This window comes from Solitalea canadensis DSM 3403, assembly GCF_000242635.2.
GTDB lineage: Bacteria > Bacteroidota > Bacteroidia > Sphingobacteriales > Sphingobacteriaceae > Solitalea > Solitalea canadensis.
On sequence record NC_017770.1, the window covers coordinates 2,457,298 to 2,476,438 of the forward strand.

General features: G+C 36.1%; 19 protein-coding genes. 6 read left to right on the forward strand and 13 right to left on the reverse strand.

What is annotated here, in order from left to right; all coding sequences use genetic code 11:
• Positions 1–4: 4 nt before the first annotated feature.
• From SOLCA_RS10190 to SOLCA_RS10220, 7 genes are all read right to left on the reverse strand, one after another.
• Entirely contained in the window at positions 5–2,050 is a 2,046-nt protein-coding gene (locus tag SOLCA_RS10190; protein ID WP_014680365.1) for a ComEA family DNA-binding protein, read from the reverse strand.
• Positions 2,040–2,849, reverse strand: coding sequence for a hypothetical protein (locus SOLCA_RS10195; RefSeq protein WP_014680366.1), 810 nt, complete (start codon positions 2,847–2,849; stop codon positions 2,040–2,042). Before SOLCA_RS10195 ends, SOLCA_RS10190 begins: the two co-directional genes overlap by 11 nt.
• A 313-nt stretch (positions 2,850–3,162) precedes the next feature.
• On the reverse strand, positions 3,163–3,504 hold the full coding sequence (locus SOLCA_RS10200) for a MerR family transcriptional regulator (RefSeq protein ID WP_014680367.1): 342 nt from the start codon (positions 3,502–3,504) through the stop codon (positions 3,163–3,165).
• Between the two features lie 3 nt (positions 3,505–3,507).
• The gene (locus tag SOLCA_RS10205; RefSeq protein ID WP_014680368.1) at positions 3,508–4,479 is read right to left on the reverse strand and encodes a M23 family metallopeptidase; all 972 of its coding nucleotides are present in this window, start codon (positions 4,477–4,479) and stop codon (positions 3,508–3,510) included.
• A 573-nt stretch (positions 4,480–5,052) separates the two neighbouring features.
• Complete coding sequence (gene dacB / locus SOLCA_RS10210; protein ID WP_014680369.1) at positions 5,053–6,468, reverse strand: D-alanyl-D-alanine carboxypeptidase/D-alanyl-D-alanine endopeptidase; 1,416 nt, start codon at positions 6,466–6,468, stop codon at positions 5,053–5,055.
• A gap of 7 nt (positions 6,469–6,475) precedes the next feature.
• Positions 6,476–6,934: an NUDIX hydrolase gene (locus SOLCA_RS10215; protein ID WP_014680370.1), complete on the reverse strand. Its 459-nt coding sequence runs from the start codon at positions 6,932–6,934 to the stop codon at positions 6,476–6,478.
• A 115-nt stretch (positions 6,935–7,049) separates the two neighbouring features.
• A complete protein-coding gene (locus SOLCA_RS10220; RefSeq protein WP_042479634.1) occupies positions 7,050–8,027 on the reverse strand; it encodes a cation diffusion facilitator family transporter in 978 nt (325 codons plus the stop codon).
• A 306-nt stretch (positions 8,028–8,333) separates the two neighbouring features.
• On the opposite strand from SOLCA_RS10220, the gene SOLCA_RS10225 reads away from it, so the two are divergent.
• Positions 8,334–9,530, forward strand: a complete 1,197-nt coding sequence (locus tag SOLCA_RS10225) for a pyridoxal phosphate-dependent aminotransferase (protein WP_014680372.1) — start codon at positions 8,334–8,336, stop codon at positions 9,528–9,530.
• Positions 9,531–9,657: 127 nt separating this feature from the next.
• Positions 9,658–10,635, forward strand: coding sequence for a bifunctional heptose 7-phosphate kinase/heptose 1-phosphate adenyltransferase (locus SOLCA_RS10230; RefSeq protein WP_014680373.1), 978 nt, complete (start codon positions 9,658–9,660; stop codon positions 10,633–10,635).
• Between the two features lie 220 nt (positions 10,636–10,855).
• On the opposite strand, the gene SOLCA_RS10235 is transcribed toward SOLCA_RS10230, so the two are convergent.
• Complete coding sequence (locus SOLCA_RS10235) at positions 10,856–12,106, reverse strand: ABC transporter permease (RefSeq protein ID WP_014680374.1); 1,251 nt, start codon at positions 12,104–12,106, stop codon at positions 10,856–10,858.
• Between the two features lie 169 nt (positions 12,107–12,275).
• Here SOLCA_RS10235 and queA point away from each other — a divergent pair, with 169 nt between their 5' ends.
• Positions 12,276–13,325 (forward strand): tRNA preQ1(34) S-adenosylmethionine ribosyltransferase-isomerase QueA, encoded by a 1,050-nt coding sequence (gene queA, locus SOLCA_RS10240; protein WP_014680375.1) that lies wholly within the window; start codon positions 12,276–12,278, stop codon positions 13,323–13,325.
• A 78-nt stretch (positions 13,326–13,403) separates the two neighbouring features.
• Positions 13,404–14,069 carry a 2-C-methyl-D-erythritol 4-phosphate cytidylyltransferase gene (locus SOLCA_RS10245; RefSeq protein ID WP_014680376.1) on the forward strand — a complete coding sequence of 222 codons (666 nt, stop codon included), beginning with the start codon at positions 13,404–13,406 and terminating at the stop codon, positions 14,067–14,069.
• 116 nt (positions 14,070–14,185) lie between these two features.
• Here SOLCA_RS10245 and SOLCA_RS10250 read toward each other — a convergent pair whose 3' ends face one another.
• The 5 genes from SOLCA_RS10250 to SOLCA_RS10270 form a co-directional block, all read right to left on the reverse strand.
• Complete coding sequence (locus SOLCA_RS10250; protein WP_014680377.1) at positions 14,186–14,407, reverse strand: DUF2795 domain-containing protein; 222 nt, start codon at positions 14,405–14,407, stop codon at positions 14,186–14,188.
• Positions 14,408–14,546: 139 nt separating this feature from the next.
• Positions 14,547–15,095 (reverse strand): cob(I)yrinic acid a,c-diamide adenosyltransferase, encoded by a 549-nt coding sequence (locus tag SOLCA_RS10255; RefSeq protein WP_014680378.1) that lies wholly within the window; start codon positions 15,093–15,095, stop codon positions 14,547–14,549.
• A gap of 128 nt (positions 15,096–15,223) precedes the next feature.
• Positions 15,224–15,946: an ABC transporter ATP-binding protein gene (locus SOLCA_RS10260; RefSeq protein ID WP_014680379.1), complete on the reverse strand. Its 723-nt coding sequence runs from the start codon at positions 15,944–15,946 to the stop codon at positions 15,224–15,226.
• A gap of 215 nt (positions 15,947–16,161) precedes the next feature.
• Positions 16,162–16,446: an Asp-tRNA(Asn)/Glu-tRNA(Gln) amidotransferase subunit GatC gene (gene gatC / locus SOLCA_RS10265; RefSeq protein WP_014680380.1), complete on the reverse strand. Its 285-nt coding sequence runs from the start codon at positions 16,444–16,446 to the stop codon at positions 16,162–16,164.
• The gene (locus SOLCA_RS10270; RefSeq protein WP_245536771.1) at positions 16,388–17,134 is read right to left on the reverse strand and encodes a lysophospholipid acyltransferase family protein; all 747 of its coding nucleotides are present in this window, start codon (positions 17,132–17,134) and stop codon (positions 16,388–16,390) included. Before SOLCA_RS10270 ends, gatC begins: the two co-directional genes overlap by 59 nt.
• A gap of 288 nt (positions 17,135–17,422) precedes the next feature.
• Here SOLCA_RS10270 and trpS point away from each other — a divergent pair, with 288 nt between their 5' ends.
• Together trpS and SOLCA_RS10280 are read left to right on the forward strand one after the other, a co-directional pair.
• Positions 17,423–18,418: a tryptophan--tRNA ligase gene (gene trpS, locus SOLCA_RS10275; protein ID WP_042481100.1), complete on the forward strand. Its 996-nt coding sequence runs from the start codon at positions 17,423–17,425 to the stop codon at positions 18,416–18,418.
• A gap of 61 nt (positions 18,419–18,479) precedes the next feature.
• The gene (locus SOLCA_RS10280; RefSeq protein WP_014680383.1) at positions 18,480–19,100 is read left to right on the forward strand and encodes a deoxynucleoside kinase; all 621 of its coding nucleotides are present in this window, start codon (positions 18,480–18,482) and stop codon (positions 19,098–19,100) included.
• Positions 19,101–19,141 lie beyond the last annotated feature (41 nt).

Below are 19,141 nucleotides of genomic sequence, written 5' to 3' on the forward strand. Positions count from 1 at the left end.
TTACTTAAAATGCATACCTCATTTGTGCTTTAACCTCCGATTTTTTATTCCCATCAATTACATCATAGCCAGATCCCAATTGTTCAACATTTCTATAAGAGTAGACACTATACCTTAGCCAAAAGGTTAAACTCTTGATTGGAATAGCTTTTAAATTCACATAAAAACGAGTTCCGGCATTTTGATACATGGCCGAAGAATAAGAATATAAAATGTCCTTTTCCGCAGCATACAACCTGGAGTTATAGGAATCTGTATCAAATAGTGTGTACCTTGATTCAATCCCTAAACGCTTAGTACGGTTTTGGAGGGCCAAATTAAATGACATGGCAAAACCACTTTCCAATGGGTTCTTCGATTCTTGGAAAGTGACATAATCAATTTTATTCCCCAAACTAAAGCCCTGACTGATATCGTACTCAAATGAAAATCGATAATTTTTTCTGGTGTCGGTTACAACCGAAGTTATTGTTGATTCACTTTGGGTTTGATTAATATCCTTTTCTTGCTTAGTAAACCTTAATTCAAATTTTGCTTTTCTATTGGGTACATAACAGATCATTGAAAATAGTCCATAGCCATTTGTTGGAGCATCAACCCTGTATTTAAGCCAGGGAAAATTGAAATGATCTGCATAGCCAGCCCACTCAATCTTAGGAGTTAGCTTAATATTAATACCCGAATAAAAGCCTCTTTCATTGTTATTGTTTCCGGATTCTCCAAATGCTTGAGAAAATGGATTTGAAAAACTTCGTTGATAATTTCTATAGAGAAAACTCAAAGTTGAATTGGGGCTAATTGCCACCAATACGCCATTTATAGTTCCTGTGCCACCATTAATCAATTTGGCTTCTTCTCCATAAAAATAGAACCTACTTAAGTTCAGTCCATAAGAAAATGAAAGTGCACTTTGTTCTTTCCCCGTAAATTCAAACTGATTATATAAATGAGCAGTCTTAATTAGCGGCTTATCATATTGAAAATGAAAACCTGTAAGTCCAATTGTTAGTTTTCGGAACAGTTGAGCCGATAAATTTCCTCCGTAAAGGAGTTCCTTTAACGATTTTTGATTAGTTAATTCGGTTTCCGTTCGATGATACCCTGTAGTCAATAAAGCTGAAACGAACGATAAAGAATCTGACTTATGGAGAGTTGCATCTAAACTTCTAAATGAGACGAAGGGTGTAAAACTTAAATTCTTATTAAATGCTAATTTTCCAGCTACTCCTCTTAAATAAGCATTTTCATTGGAAGATCTGAAAGCTCCAACACCTGTTCCAATTCTAGCTGTGTTAACAGTCATTGCACTTTTTCCCATTGCATAGCCCGTCCACATTGCTACGCCCTGGCCAAATTGCAAACTATAATCTCCTATAACCAATTGCTTTAATCTCCCGGCATCTTTAATAAACAAATTGCCTGTATAGAAATCGAACCCCTTTAATTTTGTATTAAAAAATGCTTCTCCGGCATCCTTATGTGCCTGAAAAGTCATTTTGATTTTATCTGTATAACTATAGGACAAACGGCTATACAAACGGATTTTATCTCCTATATATTTGTGATCTTTATACCCTCGAGCATCCTCTAGTATACTTGCGGCCGTAACAACAAATTCATTATCCGACAAATGAACTAAATCGCTGAATTTATAGGAGGTGGCACCTGTTACTGCCATAACAGATACAAATGGTTTTAACTGAAGAATGGTTGATTTATCAATCAGATCAATAACTTGTAATTCGGCAACATCTGCTAACGCTCCAAACTTTTGAATGTGCTCCTTTATCGCACTGATCTGCAAATCATTTAATAGATAAAGTGATTTAAGCTCCTCATTTGAAGCTGTATTTAGGTTTAATGGATGCCTTTTATAATAATAAAGCTGATTGGCAAGGTCATTTATATCTAATTCTTCTGTTTCATGCTGAGCAACCACAGATTCTATGATAGTATCAACTATATTAACTTCCTGTTGTTGAGCGTATAAAGAGATTGGAATTGCAAATAAACACCAAAACAAGGTAAACAACCCTAATTTAGAATGCATAAGCAAGATTCATTTGTGAAGAAAACCCTAAGGTTGGATGACTTATTGCACCAAGGTCCATTGCAAAATTTGCGGTATGCAAGCCTAAACCCGCTGTTTCCCTGAATGGGTTAGTGAGAACCCCGCCTCGCAGTGATAATGCATTAAGTAAACCATATTCGATCGCAGTTTTAAAAACAGGAGCAAATGATAAGGTTTTTTCAATCTCAGCAACCCAAAATGTCCGCTGACTAAAATTATATCGCCCTCCGACTCTTAAAATGGTGAATAATGGATTTTGTAATTCGTTACCAAACTTTTCCCTGGTTGGATTAACGATATGCGTCCCTAAGGTTAATTCGGGGAAAACCTTCACTTGCATGCCTACTTCTATTGTATAGGCTGCTACATTACCGTAATCAAGTATGGAAACAGTGTGGTAGTTAAATTTTAATCCTGCTGAAAAATTGGGACCGAAGGTTTTAGCATAACTCAGCGTAGATGTTGTTTCGGTATATGGTTGTTCTCCAAAGGAACTAAAGCTTAAACCAAAATAGTTTGATTTTACCGGAAATCCGATAATAGCTGATTGAGTGCTAAATTCTTTGCTTAAAAAGCGACTTTCGTACCCAATTGAAGCGGAAAAGGAATGGATAGAAGTAAATCCTGCAGGATTTCCCGAAATATTCCAAAGATCCGATATACTCGCCCCTGCATTCGCCAACGCTCCGATACGAGACCCCTGAAAATAGTTTTGTCCGTATACTTTTGCGCAAATGAAGGATACGGACAAAACACCCAGTATGATTTTTCTGATCATGTATAAAAGAGTAGATGTTGACGTATCAATTAAATTACAAAAAAACTTTGAAAATCAAGTAGTTGAATGATTAAATAATAAAATTAACCTTATTGATTTCAACTATTTGAAATGGTAATTACGAATCTGTTTTAATAGTTAAATTAGATGTAGACATTGTTTGTTCTTCGTTTAAATAGCAGCTACTAATAAATCACAAAGTGATTTTTAGAAATTAAACTTTCAAACAATTGAAAAGTTACCGGGGAATGTAAAATAAATGAAAAAAATTGTCATTGGATAATGGAGCGTATCCAATGACAGTATAAAATTGTTATTCCTTTAGCTCGTCGCCAAGTTTCAATAAAAAGGATTTCAAACTTGTTAATGACTCGATAACCTTTTGTTTATCAGTTTCAACATTTTTGTTTCCTTTTAAATAATCTTTGGCTCCCTGAAGGGTGTAGCCTTTTTCTTTCACCAAATGATAAATGATTCTTAAATTTTCTAAATCTTCTGGTGAAAAGAGGCGATTTCCTTTTTTATTTTTCTTTGGTTGAAGAATATCGAATTCCTTTTCCCAAAATCGAATTAAAGAGGTGTTCACATTGAACAAAGCAGCGACTTCGCCAATGGTGTAGTAGAGTTTGGTTATTTCACGGTCTTTGTATGGCATAGTTTAATCGAAGGATTGGTTATTTCGTGATGATAATTCAAGCATTTTTTCGTACTCTGCCGGACTCAAATCATTAAAGTAAAAATTAATCGGGTTTACAGGTTGTCCGTTTTTATGAACCTCGTAATGGCAGTGCGGACCTGTTGATGCCCCTGTACTACCTACATAACCAATCACCTCGCCCCTTTTAACCCTGTTTCCAACCCTCACCGCTATCTTACTCATATGGCCGTAAAGCGTTTGATAGCCATAGCCATGATTTATTTTCACTTCATTTCCATATCCACGTTCCTGTCCTGCAGTTATTACTACACCATCGCCGGTTGCATAAATAGGTGTTCCGGTAGGTGAAGTAAAATCCATTCCCGCATGAAATTTACGGGTTTTATAAATAGGATGAATTCTGTATCCATAACCCGATGCCATTCTTGTTAAATCTTTGTTAGACACTGGTTGTATGGCTGGCACTGATGCCAGTAATTTATCTTTATTTTTAACCTCTTTAGCAAGGTAATCGTAAGACTTGGATTGAATGTACATTTTTTTAGCCAATTCATCTAGTTTACGGGTAGTTTCTATCATCAAGGCGCCAAAATTTGCCGACTCGAGTGCTTTATATCTATTAATGCCGGCAAATGTAGTTTGCCACTCATCCGATGTAATTGGCTCCGATTCAAAAACGGTACGGTAAATATTATTATCACGCTCTTGCAGATCACTTACCACCATATCCATTTGTTTTATCCTTTTTTTTAGGATATCATACTGCATATTAAGCTGTGAAATGTCTCGCTTAAGTTTCTTCTCTTTCGGTGAATCAATTACATTATAGGCAATAGTTACGGCAACTACAGAAAAAACAGTTACTGTTGCTAAATACCCAAGTACTCTAAGAACTTTTTTCTTAACGCTTAGTTCTACTTTTTCGTACTTTAATGTATGCGAGTTATAGAAATACTTTACCTTTTTCGCCATGACATAGGCAAGTCAAAAATTAAAAAATCGATGAAAAATGCGTGAGACCGGGAAAAATAAAGCTTGGCTTTTAATGGTTTGGCTCCTGGCTTTTTACGATTAAAAAACGCATTGGTTACATGAAAAACTGCAAAAGTGTTGTTTAATTATTTATTCAAAAAACTAAACATCATAAGTAACACCACTTAACCTATTAACAAACAAAAGAATATGAGAATCTACTTAAAACCATTACATTCCGGTTGTTAACACTTTCTTTACAGTTTCACATGAATTTAAATCTAAATTTAGGCCTTGAAACTATCCAAACTTGAAAATTTATATTGTTTCTCGAAACCATTGGTAGCAAATTTTGCCCTTTAAATGGATGATTATACTCATAGGAAATATTAAGTAGAAAGGAATAGATAATTTTGTTGAGCCGAGGAATATTTTGAGAATATTACGAGAAAAATAATAGTTAGAAAGACTTTGGGCTTCAAACAGAAAACAAAAAAATTCAATAATAGCTAATGCTGTATAAGGAATTAAACTTTAAGGAACCAGAAAAGTTAACTTAAAAACCCAACTAATCTATTTTAGCTGGTCGATAACACTCCACATTTTCTCCCGGGCAGTCTTAGGGCTACCAGTAAAATTATTTACGATGAAAGAGAAAATATAGGTGTTTCCATCCTTTGAATTCACATACCCGGCATAGGAACGAACGCCATTAATATAGCCATCTTTCATTTTCAATCCATTTATATCTGGAAGTGAAGTATTGAATGTATTAAACCAAGGTTGACGATAAGCATATTGCAATACCTTAGTCATCACCGAAGTAGTTATCCTGTTACCAGGAGATAAACCGCTTCCGTCTACAATATTTAATGCATTTTTATCGATACCCTGCTTAGTCCAGAAATCTTGCTCAACTGAAATACCATTTGTAGTTGACGCCTCTTTACCTTGCATCATAGCAATCGTTTTAACAAGATGCTCACCATAAAGGTTTACGCTTTTACGATCGAACCAGTATATTATTTTACCTAAAGAAGGTGATTGAATTTCTGTTAGTACCTTACTAATTGCAGGAACCGATTTCTCTTCAATTTTCAATCGTCTGGCAGTGGTAATGTCTATTTTAAAATCAAGTGCATTTTGCTCAAGGGCTGCTTTAATTCTATAAGCACACTCATAAGCAGGATCTGGCAATGAACCTGAAATTGTTAAGCCTTTTTCATCAATGCCAATCTCTCCTCTTAAATATCCAAAATCACAGTATGGGGGTAAAAACACATAAGCATCATCTCCGATACCTTTGGAACCCGTTTTAAGTTCATTTTTAAACTTAAGATAATCCATTTTCGGTTTTGAACTTATTAACTGAGCATCACTTCCCACAGATATTCCCGGTTTTAAAACAAGGTCATATTGATTTTCACGCCATGATAATCCGGATGCTCCTGCTCCATAATAGTTACCTATATCTTGCCAAATCCAACCGTCAGGCAAAGTTTGTGATGGAAACAGGCTATCATCAGCTACTAAGCGGCCATTTATCCGTTTAATACCTGCTTGTTTAACAGCTGTAACAATTATACTTATGATTACGTCTTCTTTGGTATCTTCATATCGCCAGGAAGCCAGTGTAGGATCTCCTCCACCTTTAATAATTAAATCACCATTTAACGTTCCGTTATGATCTATTGTGCCTGAATAGCCTATTTGTGTTTTATAACGAAAATCTTCTCCCAATAAACTTAATGCCGTTACAGAAGTTATTGTTTTCAGTGTAGATGCCGGAGCCAAACCCATATCAGGGTTCCGCGAATAGACAACTTCACTGGTTTTAGCATTCAACACTGTAATTCCTACTGAGGCATATTTCAACTGTTCATCTTTCATAAAAGCCGACAAGCTATTATCAACCTTTTGGCGGATCGTTTGGGCTGTTGATTGAAAGTAAGAAGGTAAAAAGAGAAGCAGAATGCAGATTTTCTTCATCAAAAGTTTAATTGGAAAATGATTGGATTCTTGTTAAAAGCATTGAAACTACATGTTTATCAATAGGAAAAGTCATGTCTTCAGGACTGATTTTTTGTAGTGAAAGCCAACGAAATGATTGTGATAGTTCAATTCTTTCCTTAAAATCAAAAGGCGTTTGTGAGATTCGGACGGCTAAAGGAGAGCTATTTCTAACTAAGTAATAAATGCTGATCAGTTGTCCGCTGCCAAACATTGATTCCTGAAAAAAGTCGGTCGTATAAAAATGATCCAGCACTTCAATTTCACAACCACATTCCTCCATAAACTCACGTTTTAATCCGTCAATTGTTCCTTCTCCAAACTCCAATCCACCTCCGGGAAACTTAGAGAATTCAATGCCATATTCAAATTCATCGCTTACCAGTACTTCATTATTTTCATTTATGAGGATTCCGTAAACTCTTACGTTGAATTTTTTTACCATTTCTAATTAATTACGTTTTTGGGGTTGCGGGTTATTAGTTGAATATTAATCTAACATTTCAATATTAATAAAACAATCGAGAACTCGCAATGCGTAACTCACAACTCTCCATTTTCTAAACAGCAAAATGTTTCTGATTTTCCATTAAAATATCAACAGTCCATTCAATTTCCTTACGGTATTCTTCCGTTCTAACAGGACAGTTTTCTACTTTACAGTAATGACAACACTGAGGTAAACATGGATCAGCATGAATAAAGAATTCTACCGTTCCTTCCGAATCTTTCGCAACCATTTTATCAATGCATGAAACTTCTTCATGCACACGCTGAAGGTCAAAATACCAAGGCAAAGTAACATGACAGTCGACATGAATATCAGCTCCGTATTGCTGTACACGAAGGTTATGAATGTCAATCCACTCCTTTCTTCGATTTACATTTAACTGGGCTACTACTTTTTCGAGCAAATCAAAATCAGCTTCATCCATCAATCCTGCTACGAATTTTCGCACCAGTTTGTAGCCGTTAAAAATGATATATCCACCAATCATCAAAGAGAGAACACCATCAATAATTAAGACATTGGTGAAATAGATAAGCGCTATACCTATTATAACTCCCAAACTGCTAAAAGCATCTGTTTGTAAATGTTTTCCATCGGCTTCGAGTGTAAGTGAATTAATTTTTTTACCATTCTTAATTAAAATATAGCCAAGAATATAGTTAACCAATCCGGTTGATGCAATAAGTATTGAACCCAAACCAAGCTCTTTTATCGGTTGCGGAGCCACAATCGCAAAACAAGCTTTAACACAGATTAATATACCAGCCACAAAAATGAGCACACCCTCTACTCCTGCGGCAAAAAACTCTACTTTACCATGACCATAAGGGTGATTTTTATCTCGGGGTTTCGACGAAAGGTAAATGCTGTAGAACGCAAACCCGCTTCCTACAATGTTAACGATACTTTCAGCGGCATCTGTTAAGATTACGGTTGATCCTGTTAAAAAATAGGCCAAAAATTTGGTCACCATTAATACCACAGAAACAATAATTGCAACTATTATTAAGCTCTTAGGTGTTTTCAATTTAAGGATTATTGAGCCTGCAAAAATATTGATTCGACAAGATTTAAACTAATTGTTTATTTTCATTTTGATGAATACAGAATTACTAGTTTGTCATTTTAACAACAAAAACAATAATTAATTATGAATTAAATAATTAATAAAATGAAAAATTTTAATTCAGTTAACACAGAAATATAAATTTCTATATATTTGTAATCTAAGGATATTTTAAAAACCGGCATGAGTTTTCAACTTACCAATAACAATGAAAGTTAGTTAGCCGGTTCTAGATGACCAAATAAAACAAATCAACTTTCAGAAAAAATGAGCGTACAACTGTCAGAGCGTATTAACCGACTTGAAGAATCTGCCACCATCTTGATGGCAAAAAAAGCACGTGAACTGGCTTCACAAGGTGTTGATGTTATTAATTTAAGCTTGGGTGAACCTGATTTCACTACTCCAAAACATATTCTTGAAGCAACAAAAACTGCGTTAGATGGTGCTTATACCTTCTACACTCCTGTTGCAGGTTATTTAGACCTTCGTCAGGCAGTTGCCGCTAAATTAAAGAACGAAAACGGATTGGATTATGCAGCTGACCAGATTGTAGTTTCAACAGGTGCAAAACAATCATTGACTAACGCTGTAATGGCATTGGTTAACCCAGAAGAAGAAGTAATTATTCCTACTCCATACTGGGTTTCGTATTCTGAAATGGTGAAGCTGGCTGAAGGAGAAAGTGTTTTCATCCCTAGTTCTGTAGAAAGTAATTTCAAGATCACTCCTGCACAGCTTGAAGCAGCTATCACTCCGAAATCAAAACTATTCATGTTCTCTTCTCCTTGTAACCCAACAGGTTCGGTTTACACTAAAGAAGAATTGGCTGAATTGGTTAAAGTATTTGAAAAACACCCTCAGATCTATATCATTTCTGATGAGATCTATGAGCATATTAACTTTGGTGCAGCCCACGCAAGTATTGCTTCTTTTGAGAGCGTAAAAGACCGTGTAATTATTATCAATGGCTTCTCAAAAGGTTTTGCAATGACCGGATGGCGTTTGGGTTACCTTGCGGCTTCTAAACCAATTGCAGCTGCTTGTGATAAATTGCAAAGTCAGATTACCTCAGCTACTTGCTCTATTGCAAAACGTGCGGCTTTAGCAGCATTAACCTCTGATATGACTCCTACTTACGAAATGCGCGAAGCATTCCGTAAACGTCGTGATTTGGTTTATAACCTGATTAAAGACATGAAAGGTTTAAAAGTAAATCTTCCTGAAGGAGCATTTTATTTCTTCCCTGACGTAAGTTATTTCTTCGGAAAGTCTTATGAAGGAAAGGCGATCAATAATTCAAGTGATTTGAGTTTATTATTGTTAAGCGAAGCTCACGTATCAACTGTTAGTGGCGATTCATTTGGTGATCCGAATTCGATTCGTTTCTCTTATGCTACTTCGGAAGACAAACTAATTGAAGCAGTTAGACGTATTTCTGCATTTTTAGAAAAAGTGAAATAAGTATCCTAATACTATTAACAAAAACAGGCCGCTTTAAAAAAGTGGCCTGTTTTGTTAATATACCGTTTCAACATGCACTCTTATCATTAAAATCTTTATTTTTGGGCCGTTTCAAACAATACCTTTAATGAAGGAACTATTCAAAAAACTTGAACACCAAACGATATTAATTATTGGCGATGTAATGATCGACTCTTACTTATGGGGAAATGTTGAACGTATCTCGCCAGAGGCTCCAGTTCCAATTTTATCCGTAACAAAAAGAGAAAATCGCTTAGGGGGCGCAGCAAACGTTGCCCTTAATATTTTAGCGATGGGTGCAAAACCTGTCATTTGTTCTGTAATTGGTGATGATGAACATTCAACCACATTTCTGAATTTACTGAATGATCAGAATATCAGCAGTGCTGGCATTGTTAAAAGCCAAAATCGGGTTACTACAATTAAAACGCGATTAATCGGTCATCATCAGCAAATGTTACGTGTAGATACCGAAATGACCAAAGACGTAACAAAGCATGAAACTGATGAATTGATTTCAAAAATTGCACAGCTAATCGGTACCCAAAAAATCGATGCTATTATTTTTGAAGATTATGATAAAGGCGTAATTACGCATCGTCTTATTGAGCAAATTGTTGAATTGGCTCAAGAGCAAAATATTCCGACGATTGTTGATCCTAAGAAGAAAAACTTCCTTCACTATAAGAATGTAACGTTGTTTAAACCTAACCTGAAAGAATTACGTGAAGGTTTAAAGATTGATGTGGACGCCAGGGATAACCAGCAGCTTACGGAGGCTATTGAGCTCTTAAAGCAAAAATTAAATGCCAAAATGGTGATGGTTACACTTTCTGAATTAGGCATCTACATTAATAGTAATGAAGAAAAAGTATTAATTCCTGCACATATACGTGATATTTCGGATGTTTCGGGTGCTGGTGATACGGTAGTTAGTGTTGCAGCATTAGGTTTAGCCGCTGGCTTAACTCCTTCAAAATTCACTGCTTTGGCAAACCTGGCAGGTGGCCTGGTATGTGAGAAATTAGGCGTAGTCCCAATTGATAAAGAGCAATTGTTAGCAGAAGCAAAAAAACATTTATAGGATTACACCGATTAAGATTGATTACACAGATTTAGATTTGATTGCAACGATTAATGTGTAATACTCAGATTATTTAGGTGATTATAGGAGGATTTGAAGATTATACAGATTTTTTGTGCCTCATATAAAAAACAAATACACCGATAAATTGATTTTAATCGGTGTATTTATTTTAATATCGGTGCAATCACACAAAAGATCGGTGTAATCTCAGCAACTATTATTTAGATCTTATCGCTTCTACCGGATCTAATCTTGATGCGGTAAATGCAGGGATAAAACCTGCTAGGGTTCCTATTCCCAATGAAATGCCTACCCCTGTAAGAACATTTCCAATATTTACGCTAAAATCTATACCCAGCAGACTTGTTGCCACGGCGCTAAGTCCAAAAACGATGGCCATTCCAATCAATCCGCCAATTAAACACAATGCGATAGATTCAACCAGAAATTGCAACAGGATAAAGAAATTTTTGGCCCCTAAGGATTTTTGAATGCCAATGATGTGAGTACGTTCTTTAACAGAAACAAACATAATATTAGCAATACCAAAACCACCTACCAAAATAGAAAAACCACCTATCACCAAACCTGCCATATTCATTACAGCAAATAAACCATCTATTTGGTTGGCTAACACTGTGACCTTATTCACAGCAAAATCATCCTCTTGTTGTGGATTTAATCTTCTGATCGAACGCATTACACTTTTTAACTCTGCTTCAACCTCTGATTCCGGAATGTCTGTTTTTCCCTTTAACATAATCCTTGGATCGTTGCGTTCGTCTTTAGGATTGATCATGTTCTTGGCAAAATTCAACGGAATATAGACACAGTTATCATCTTCCGTGAAATTCAAAATTGATGTTCCTTCTTTCTTTAAAACACCAATAACTGTTGCTTTAAAGTTTCCTATTTTGATTTCTTTTCCAATTGGGCTTTCATTCTTAAACACACCGTTGGCAATTTCATGGCCTAAAATGGCCAGTGCTTTTCCACTCTGAGCTTCATTCTGGGTAAAATAACGGCCCTGTTCGATTTCTAACGTATAAACTTTATCCATATCATACGTTACACCCAACATATAAGCACCTTCGGCAGTGTTGCTTTTATATTTAATTGTCTTTCCTCCGGTAACAGTATAAAATGCAGCTGCATCGACTGTTTTAACCCGAGGCATCAATGCATTATAATCCTTTTCATCTACAGGCTTCCGATTGATAAACTTCCACCAAGGGTAGTCATCTTGAAACAACATTGGCCATTTTTCTATAATCATTGTATTGCTGCCCAACTTATCAATGCTGGCCCGAACATTACGTTTTAAGGCATCAACAGCCGTTAAAATGGAAATGATTGTAAGAATACCGATGGTAATACCCAAGAGCGAAAGAAAGGTACGAAGTTTGTTTGTCCTAAGCGCCTCAAAGGCGAAGGCAAAACTTTCTTTAATTAAACGCAGATAGATCATTCATCAAATCTAAATAAATAACCATGTCTTCCACCTAATTAATTGTAAAATTTATACTAATAATTGTTACAAACATTACGTAAAATGCACCTCAAATTGTGCACGATAATCTTTAACATTTTTTCTATCTTTGCCAACATTTTATTGTACAAAATAATCATCATATAACATGAAATTATCGCAATTTAGTTTCCACTTACCGGAGTCATTAGTTGCCCACAAACCTTCCGAAACCCGCGACGAAGCACGCTTGATGGTCTTACACAAAGATTCAGGTAAGATTGAGCATAAAATTTTTAAAGACGTTTTAGATTATTTTGATGATAAAGACGTAATGATTCTTAATAATACCAAAGTATTTCCTGCCCGTATGTACGGCAACAAGGAAAAAACCGGTGCCCAAATCGAAGTTTTTTTATTACGTGAATTAAACAGGGAAATGCGACTGTGGGACGTATTGGTTGACCCGGCACGTAAAATCCGTGTCGGTAATAAATTATATTTCGGTGATAACGATTTATTAATCGCAGAAGTTGTTGACAATACTACTTCACGCGGTCGTACTATCCGTTTCCTTTTTGATGGAACTGATGAAGAATTCCGTGAGGCAATTGAAATCTTAGGAGAAACACCTCTTCCTAAATACATTAAACGTAAAGCTACTGCTGAAGATAAAGAGCGCTACCAAACAGTATTCGCTAAGAATGAAGGTGCTGTTGCAGCCCCTACTGCCGGTTTGCACTTTAGTCGTGAGTTATTAAAACGTTTAGAATTAAAAGGTGTTGATTTCGCTGAAGTAACCTTACACGTTGGTTTAGGAACTTTCCGCCCGGTAGAGGTTGAAGACTTAACTAAACACAAAATGGATTCAGAGCACTTTATCATTGAACAGAAAGATGCTGATATTGTGAATCATGCTTTAGAACAAAAGAGAAGAATTTGTGCGGTAGGTACCACCAGTATGCGTGCTATTGAATCTGCTGTTTCGGCTAGCAGAACGTTGAAAGCAGCTAACGAGTGGACTAGTAAATTTATCTTCCCTCCTTACGATTTCAGCATTGCAAATACAATGATTACCAACTTCCATACGCCTGAATCAACATTATTAATGATGGTAGCAGCATTTGGCGGTTATGAACATGTAATGAATGCTTATGAAGTGGCTGTTAAAGAAAAGTATCATTTCTATAGCTATGGAGATGCAATGTTAATTATATAATATTTTATTACGGGTTACGAGTTATTAGTTGCGAGTTTATTACCCGTAACTCCTAACCCGTAATCCGTAATTTCATTTATGACCTATTACGCAATTATCGTTGCAGGCGGAACGGGCTCACGTATGGGAGCACAAGTTCCTAAACAGTTTCTTGAGTTAAAGGGCTTACCTATTTTAATGCACAGCATTAAAGCGTTCTATCAATGGCCCTTAGTTCCTAAAATTATTTTAGTAATGCACCCCGATTATCACGAGCATTGGAAAAAGCTTTGTGATGAACATAAATTCACTACTCCACATACACTTATCTCCGGCGGAAAAACTCGTTTTGAATCTGTAAAAAATGGACTTTCGGTCATTAGTTCTCCTGGAATTGTTGCAGTGCATGATGCGGTAAGACCTCTAGCCGATCATGAATTTATTACCCGACTATTTCAGCAAGCACAACAAAATGGAAATGCTATCCCGGCAGTAAAATGCCGCGACTCCATCCGTAAGGTTGAAAATGGTGTTTCAGTAAGTTTAAATCGTGAACATTATTACTTAGTGCAAACACCGCAATGTTTTACCACAGAGCTTCTTTTACAGGCTTATGAACAACCTTTTAGAGAGGAATTTACAGATGATGCAAGTGTGGTAGAGGCTATGGGGACTAAAATACTATTGGCTGAAGGAGAATATAAGAACATTAAAATTACTTATCCTGAGGACCTGATATTTGCAGAAGCGATAATGAGAGGATAACCAGCCTTAAGATGATACAAAAGAAATACCGGTGAGTTTTTGAAAATAATGAAACTCAGCAACAAAACTTCTTAGTTTAAACAAAAATCCCCACCGGTTAGGTAGGGATTTTTTGTTTAATATTCATCTTCGTTGAATAAGAAGTCGTCTTTTGTTGGATAATCAGGCCAAACCTCTTCGATTGTTTCGTAAGGTTCGCCATCATCTTCCAATGCCTGTAAGTTCTCAATCACCTCAACCGGTGCTCCTGAACGGATAGCGTAATCAATCAATTCATCTTTGGTTGCAGGCCATGGAGCATCTTCCAGGTGCGAAGCTAATTCTAGTGTCCAGTACATAGGCAATAGATTTTAATACGTTTAACAGAAATTGCTAATTTTTTGCGAATATATAATAAAAACGATTACTTGAATAAAAAAGTTTTTTTTTACTAATAATTAATTTCTTGTATTAAAAAACCATTAATTCTCAGCTAAATTAAACTCTCGGTACCCAAATATATTCTTCTGCACTCAAATCTTTTGCCAGTTTTCTACCTAAAATAAATAAATAATCAGACAATCGATTTAAATATTTAATGACCAACCCATTAACAGTCCCATCTCCTGCCAATTCAACCACCAAACGTTCGGCTCTGCGACAAACAGTTCTGCCTAAATGGCAAAATGACACAGTTGTATGTCCACCAGGCAACACAAAATGGCGCAATGGGGGTAATTCATCGTTCATTTTATCCATTTCTTTCTCCAGGAGCTCAATATCACTTTCATGAAGATCTGGAATAGTCATCTTTGACTTTTGTGGATCTGATGCCAATGATGCGCCAACCGTAAACAAACGATCTTGTATTTCCTTTAATATCGTTTTATACTGTTCATCTATTTGCTGATCGCGGATAAGCCCGATGTAAGAGTTTAATTCGTCTACAGTGCCATAAGAATCAATTCTAAGGTGGTGCTTTGCTACACGTGTTCCTCCTATTAATGCTGTAGTGCCTTTATCGCCGGTTTTAGTATATACTTTCATCGATGTAGGTTTATTTTACTGCAAGATTGATTGCCTTGTATTGGGTTATAAAAAAATTAGGTCTAAGTTACCCATTTCAGGAAAAACTTAAACCTAATATAACTATCTATATTTTAAACGCAGTGCGATTAAAGCATTTCTGCTTCTTTTAATGCGCTGCGGATATTGGTATTCAGGTAGTCATCTTCAATCAAACCATCGCGCAAACGGATGATACGATGTGCATGTTGAGCAATATCTTCTTCGTGTGTTACCAAAATAATGGTATTTCCTTTTTTATGGATCTCTTCCATAAGTCCCATTATTTCAATTGAAGTTTTGGTATCAAGGTTACCAGTAGGCTCATCGGCTAAAATAATGGATGGATTGTTAACCAGCGCTCTGGCTACAGCAACCCTTTGGCGCTGACCACCCGATAATTCGTTAGGCTTATGGTCTACTCGATTACCTAACCCCACTCCTTCTAAAGCTTTGCGCGCCCGTTCATCACGTTGTTCTTTTTTAACTCCTGCATATACTAATGGGAGTGCAACATTGTCTAGTGAAGATGAACGAGGTAATAAGTTGAAGGTTTGAAATACGAAACCGATCTCTTTATTTCTTACTTCGGCCAGATCATCATCAGTCATGCGACTTACATCTGTACCATTTAAAATATAAGTACCTTTTGTTGGAGTATCTAAACAGCCCAAAATATTCATTAACGTTGATTTCCCCGATCCGGAAGGACCCATCAACGCCACAAATTCTCCTTTATTAATGGTTAACGTAACCGAGTTCAAAGCATGTATGACCTCTGAACCGATCACATATTTCTTACCGATATCCGTAATTGAAATTAAAGCCGACATATTTTTTCTGAAAGTTAATGTGTTTTTTATTGGCCATCAAGAACCCGCTAACTAACTTTCATTCCTACCATCTCATTCAGGCGTAGGCGGGTTTTCTTAACTGTGGCTTATCAAATGTACTTTAATTGTTAAGTTTTAGATGCTTGTATAAATAAAATTACAAAGTGGATTTATCCAATAATCTGAATGGATTAATGAATTATCTTTCAGATGAGTTATTGCTCAATTACCTTTGCCACTTTAAAGAAATTTTCATCCGCATCAGGCGCATTTTTCAATGCTTCCGTATGCGTAATTTCCTGTTTTACCACATCCGGTCTAAATGCATTCACTTCATCTGTTAAATACACTAAAGGCTCAACATTTTCGGTATCCAATTCGTTCAGTTTCTCCATAAACGTAAGGATCTTGTTCATGTCGGCCACACTTTCGTCCACATTTTCAACGTCTAACCGGGCTAAGTGCGCTATCTTTTCTACTACGTTTTTGTCGATCTTCATAATCTTTAATTTTACCATTGATTACATGGTACACCTGATTTTTCAACATTTCGTCATCATCTGGTGTAAGTCCGATTGTTTCAATGGGTTTGTGTACAAATATATCAATTACACCCGGACGAGAACCATAGAGTTTGCCATCATCAAAAAAAAGTTCCCAAACATTCGCTAGTGTAATCGGAATAACAGGAACCTGCTTTTCAATTGCCAATCGGAAGGCTCCGTTTTTAAAATGATGCAATTGCGGCGGGTATCGTTCTAATATTCCTCCTTCCGGAAAAATAACCAAACTCATCCCATTTTCAATGTTTTCTGACGCCCTTTTAAATGCCCTGTACGACGAAAGCTTGCTTTCCCTCTTTACAGTAATATCAATCGTCTTAAAAAACAGTTTTAGCACAGGAACTTTTAGCAGTTCTTCCTTTCCAATAAAATGATGATTGCCATTACATAAAATCAGTAATAACGGACTATCTAAAAAGGATGTGTGGTTAGGACAATAAACATACACTCCATCTTTCGTTAGTGTATGCTCAGCATGTATACGCCATAACATTCCACTTAACAATAATGGAACAGCTGCATTTATCTTTCTGAAAAAGTTAAGTACACGGTATCGTTTAGGTTTTCTGGATGTATAATAAAATATGGGATACAGAAAATAATATACGAGTACTGTGAGCGACAAATAATAATAAAGATGAAGCTTTCTCAATAGGATTTTCACGGCTCAAATTTATAGATTTTTTTTATTAGCTGTTAGCTTTTAGCCATTAGCTATTAGCCTTCTGACGGTTTCATATTATTAGCTGTTGGCTTTTAGCCTTAGCTATTAGCTTCCGGCGTTCATTGGATTAAATCAAATACCTAATGGCTCATTGCTATCAGCTAACTGCTACTAGCTAACAATCAACAAAAAATGCAAAATCAATTTTTTGTCAGCATGTTTTCAGACGGATTTTTTTACTTTCGTGCAATGGAAACAGTAGTTAGCGGTATACGTTCTACCGGAAATTTACATTTAGGAAATTATTTTGGTGCAGTTAAAAATTTCGTTCAAATGCAGAACGAGTATAACTGCTTCTTTTTTATAGCTGATTATCACTCATTAACAACACATCCAAATCCAGCTAACCTTCATGGAAGCGTTCGTCAGGTAATGGTTGAGTATTTAGCAGCCGGTATTGATCCGGAAAAAAGTACTATTTACATCCAATCGGATGTACCTGAGGTTACTGAACTTTACTTATTGTTAAATATGAATGCTTATTTGGGTGAGCTGCAACGAGCAACTTCATTCAAAGATAAAGTACGTGCCAATCCGGATAACGTAAACGCAGGATTATTGACCTACCCTACCTTAATGGCGGCAGATATTTTAATTCATCGTGCTACTAAAGTACCTGTAGGTAAAGACCAGGAACAGCACCTTGAAATGACCCGTACATTCGGTAACCGTTTTAACAAAATGTATGGTCAGGATTATTTCCCTGAATCTTTTGCATTTAACTTCGGTTCAAAATTAATCAAAGTTCCAGGCTTAGATGGTAAGGGTAAAATGGGTAAATCTGAAGGAGAAGGAAATGCTATTTTCTTAGCAGATAAGCCAGATGTGATCCGTAAAAAGGTAATGCGTGCACTAACAGACAGTGGACCGGCAGAACCAAATGCTAAAAAGCCTGATTACATACAAAATCTGTTTGATTTGATGAAATTGGTATCAACCAAAGAAACCGTTAAACATTTTGATGATGCATGGAAAGATTGCACCATTCGTTATGGAGATTTGAAAAAACAATTGGGAGAAGATATGGTAACGTTCCTTACTCCTGTGCGTGAAAAAATTGAAGATATTGCTGCAAACGAAAGCTATTTACGTCAAGTTGCTCGCCATGGTGCAGCTAAAGCACGTGAAAGTGCTCAAAAGACAATTCAGGATGTTAGAGAAATTATTGGTATTAAACGATTTTAATTAATTACGATTTGACTAATTTCCAAATTTTTCAAATTCATAAATTCCCAAATTCATAATTATGCATATTGCGATCGTAGGAAATATTGGAGCGGGTAAAACCACGTTAGCTGAATTGTTGGCAAAGCACTACAATTGCGAAGCACTTTTTGAAACAGTGGATGACAATCCTTATCTGGAAGATTTTTACAACGACATGAAACGTTGGTCGTTTAACCTCCAGATCTATTTTTTAAATAGTCGTTTTAATCAAATTTTAGATATTGACCGTAATAAACGATTTGTTGTTCAGGATCGTACGATCTATGAGGATGCTTATATTTTTGCAGACAACTTGCATGATATGAGCCTGATGACGGCTCGTGATTACGAAAATTACCTGGCAATTTTTGATTCGATCAAACAATTTATCAAACCGCCTGACTTGTTGATTTACCTCAGAGCTTCGGTGCCTACTTTGGTTAGCAACATTCAACGTCGTGGCCGCCAATACGAGGCAGGTATCCGCTTAGATTATCTGAGCAGTTTAAATGAGAAATACGAAAAATGGATCGGTGGATACAACGAAGGTAAATTAATGATTGTCGATAAAGACAAAATGGATTTCACTAATAATCCTGAAGATCTGGGACAGATCATTAATAATATCGAAAAAGAGTTTCACGGGTTGTTTAAGTTTTAAATAACCAAAGTTTATGTACAAAACATTCTTATGATCCTACA

Bases quoted from the DNA above. Each gene is read 5' to 3' on its own strand.
- SOLCA_RS10245 (WP_014680376.1), top strand. From the start codon at position 13,404: ATGACCTATTACGCAATTATCGTTGCAGGCGGAACGGGCTCACGTATG.
- SOLCA_RS10260 (WP_014680379.1), bottom strand. From the start codon at position 15,946: ATGTCGGCTTTAATTTCAATTACGGATATCGGTAAGAAATATGTGATC.
- SOLCA_RS10255 (WP_014680378.1), bottom strand. From the start codon at position 15,095: ATGAAAGTATATACTAAAACCGGCGATAAAGGCACTACAGCATTAATA.
- SOLCA_RS10215 (WP_014680370.1), bottom strand. From the start codon at position 6,934: ATGGTAAAAAAATTCAACGTAAGAGTTTACGGAATCCTCATAAATGAA.
- SOLCA_RS10200 (WP_014680367.1), bottom strand. From the start codon at position 3,504: ATGCCATACAAAGACCGTGAAATAACCAAACTCTACTACACCATTGGC.
- dacB (WP_014680369.1), bottom strand. From the start codon at position 6,468: ATGAAGAAAATCTGCATTCTGCTTCTCTTTTTACCTTCTTACTTTCAA.
- SOLCA_RS10190 (WP_014680365.1), bottom strand. From the start codon at position 2,050: ATGCATTCTAAATTAGGGTTGTTTACCTTGTTTTGGTGTTTATTTGCA.
- SOLCA_RS10230 (WP_014680373.1), top strand. From the start codon at position 9,658: ATGAAGGAACTATTCAAAAAACTTGAACACCAAACGATATTAATTATT.
- SOLCA_RS10280 (WP_014680383.1), top strand. From the start codon at position 18,480: ATGCATATTGCGATCGTAGGAAATATTGGAGCGGGTAAAACCACGTTA.
- SOLCA_RS10195 (WP_014680366.1), bottom strand. From the start codon at position 2,849: ATGATCAGAAAAATCATACTGGGTGTTTTGTCCGTATCCTTCATTTGC.
- SOLCA_RS10205 (WP_014680368.1), bottom strand. From the start codon at position 4,479: ATGGCGAAAAAGGTAAAGTATTTCTATAACTCGCATACATTAAAGTAC.
- queA (WP_014680375.1), top strand. From the start codon at position 12,276: ATGAAATTATCGCAATTTAGTTTCCACTTACCGGAGTCATTAGTTGCC.
- SOLCA_RS10235 (WP_014680374.1), bottom strand. From the start codon at position 12,106: ATGATCTATCTGCGTTTAATTAAAGAAAGTTTTGCCTTCGCCTTTGAG.
- SOLCA_RS10250 (WP_014680377.1), bottom strand. From the start codon at position 14,407: ATGTACTGGACACTAGAATTAGCTTCGCACCTGGAAGATGCTCCATGG.
- trpS (WP_042481100.1), top strand. From the start codon at position 17,423: ATGGAAACAGTAGTTAGCGGTATACGTTCTACCGGAAATTTACATTTA.
- gatC (WP_014680380.1), bottom strand. From the start codon at position 16,446: ATGAAGATCGACAAAAACGTAGTAGAAAAGATAGCGCACTTAGCCCGG.
- SOLCA_RS10225 (WP_014680372.1), top strand. From the start codon at position 8,334: ATGAGCGTACAACTGTCAGAGCGTATTAACCGACTTGAAGAATCTGCC.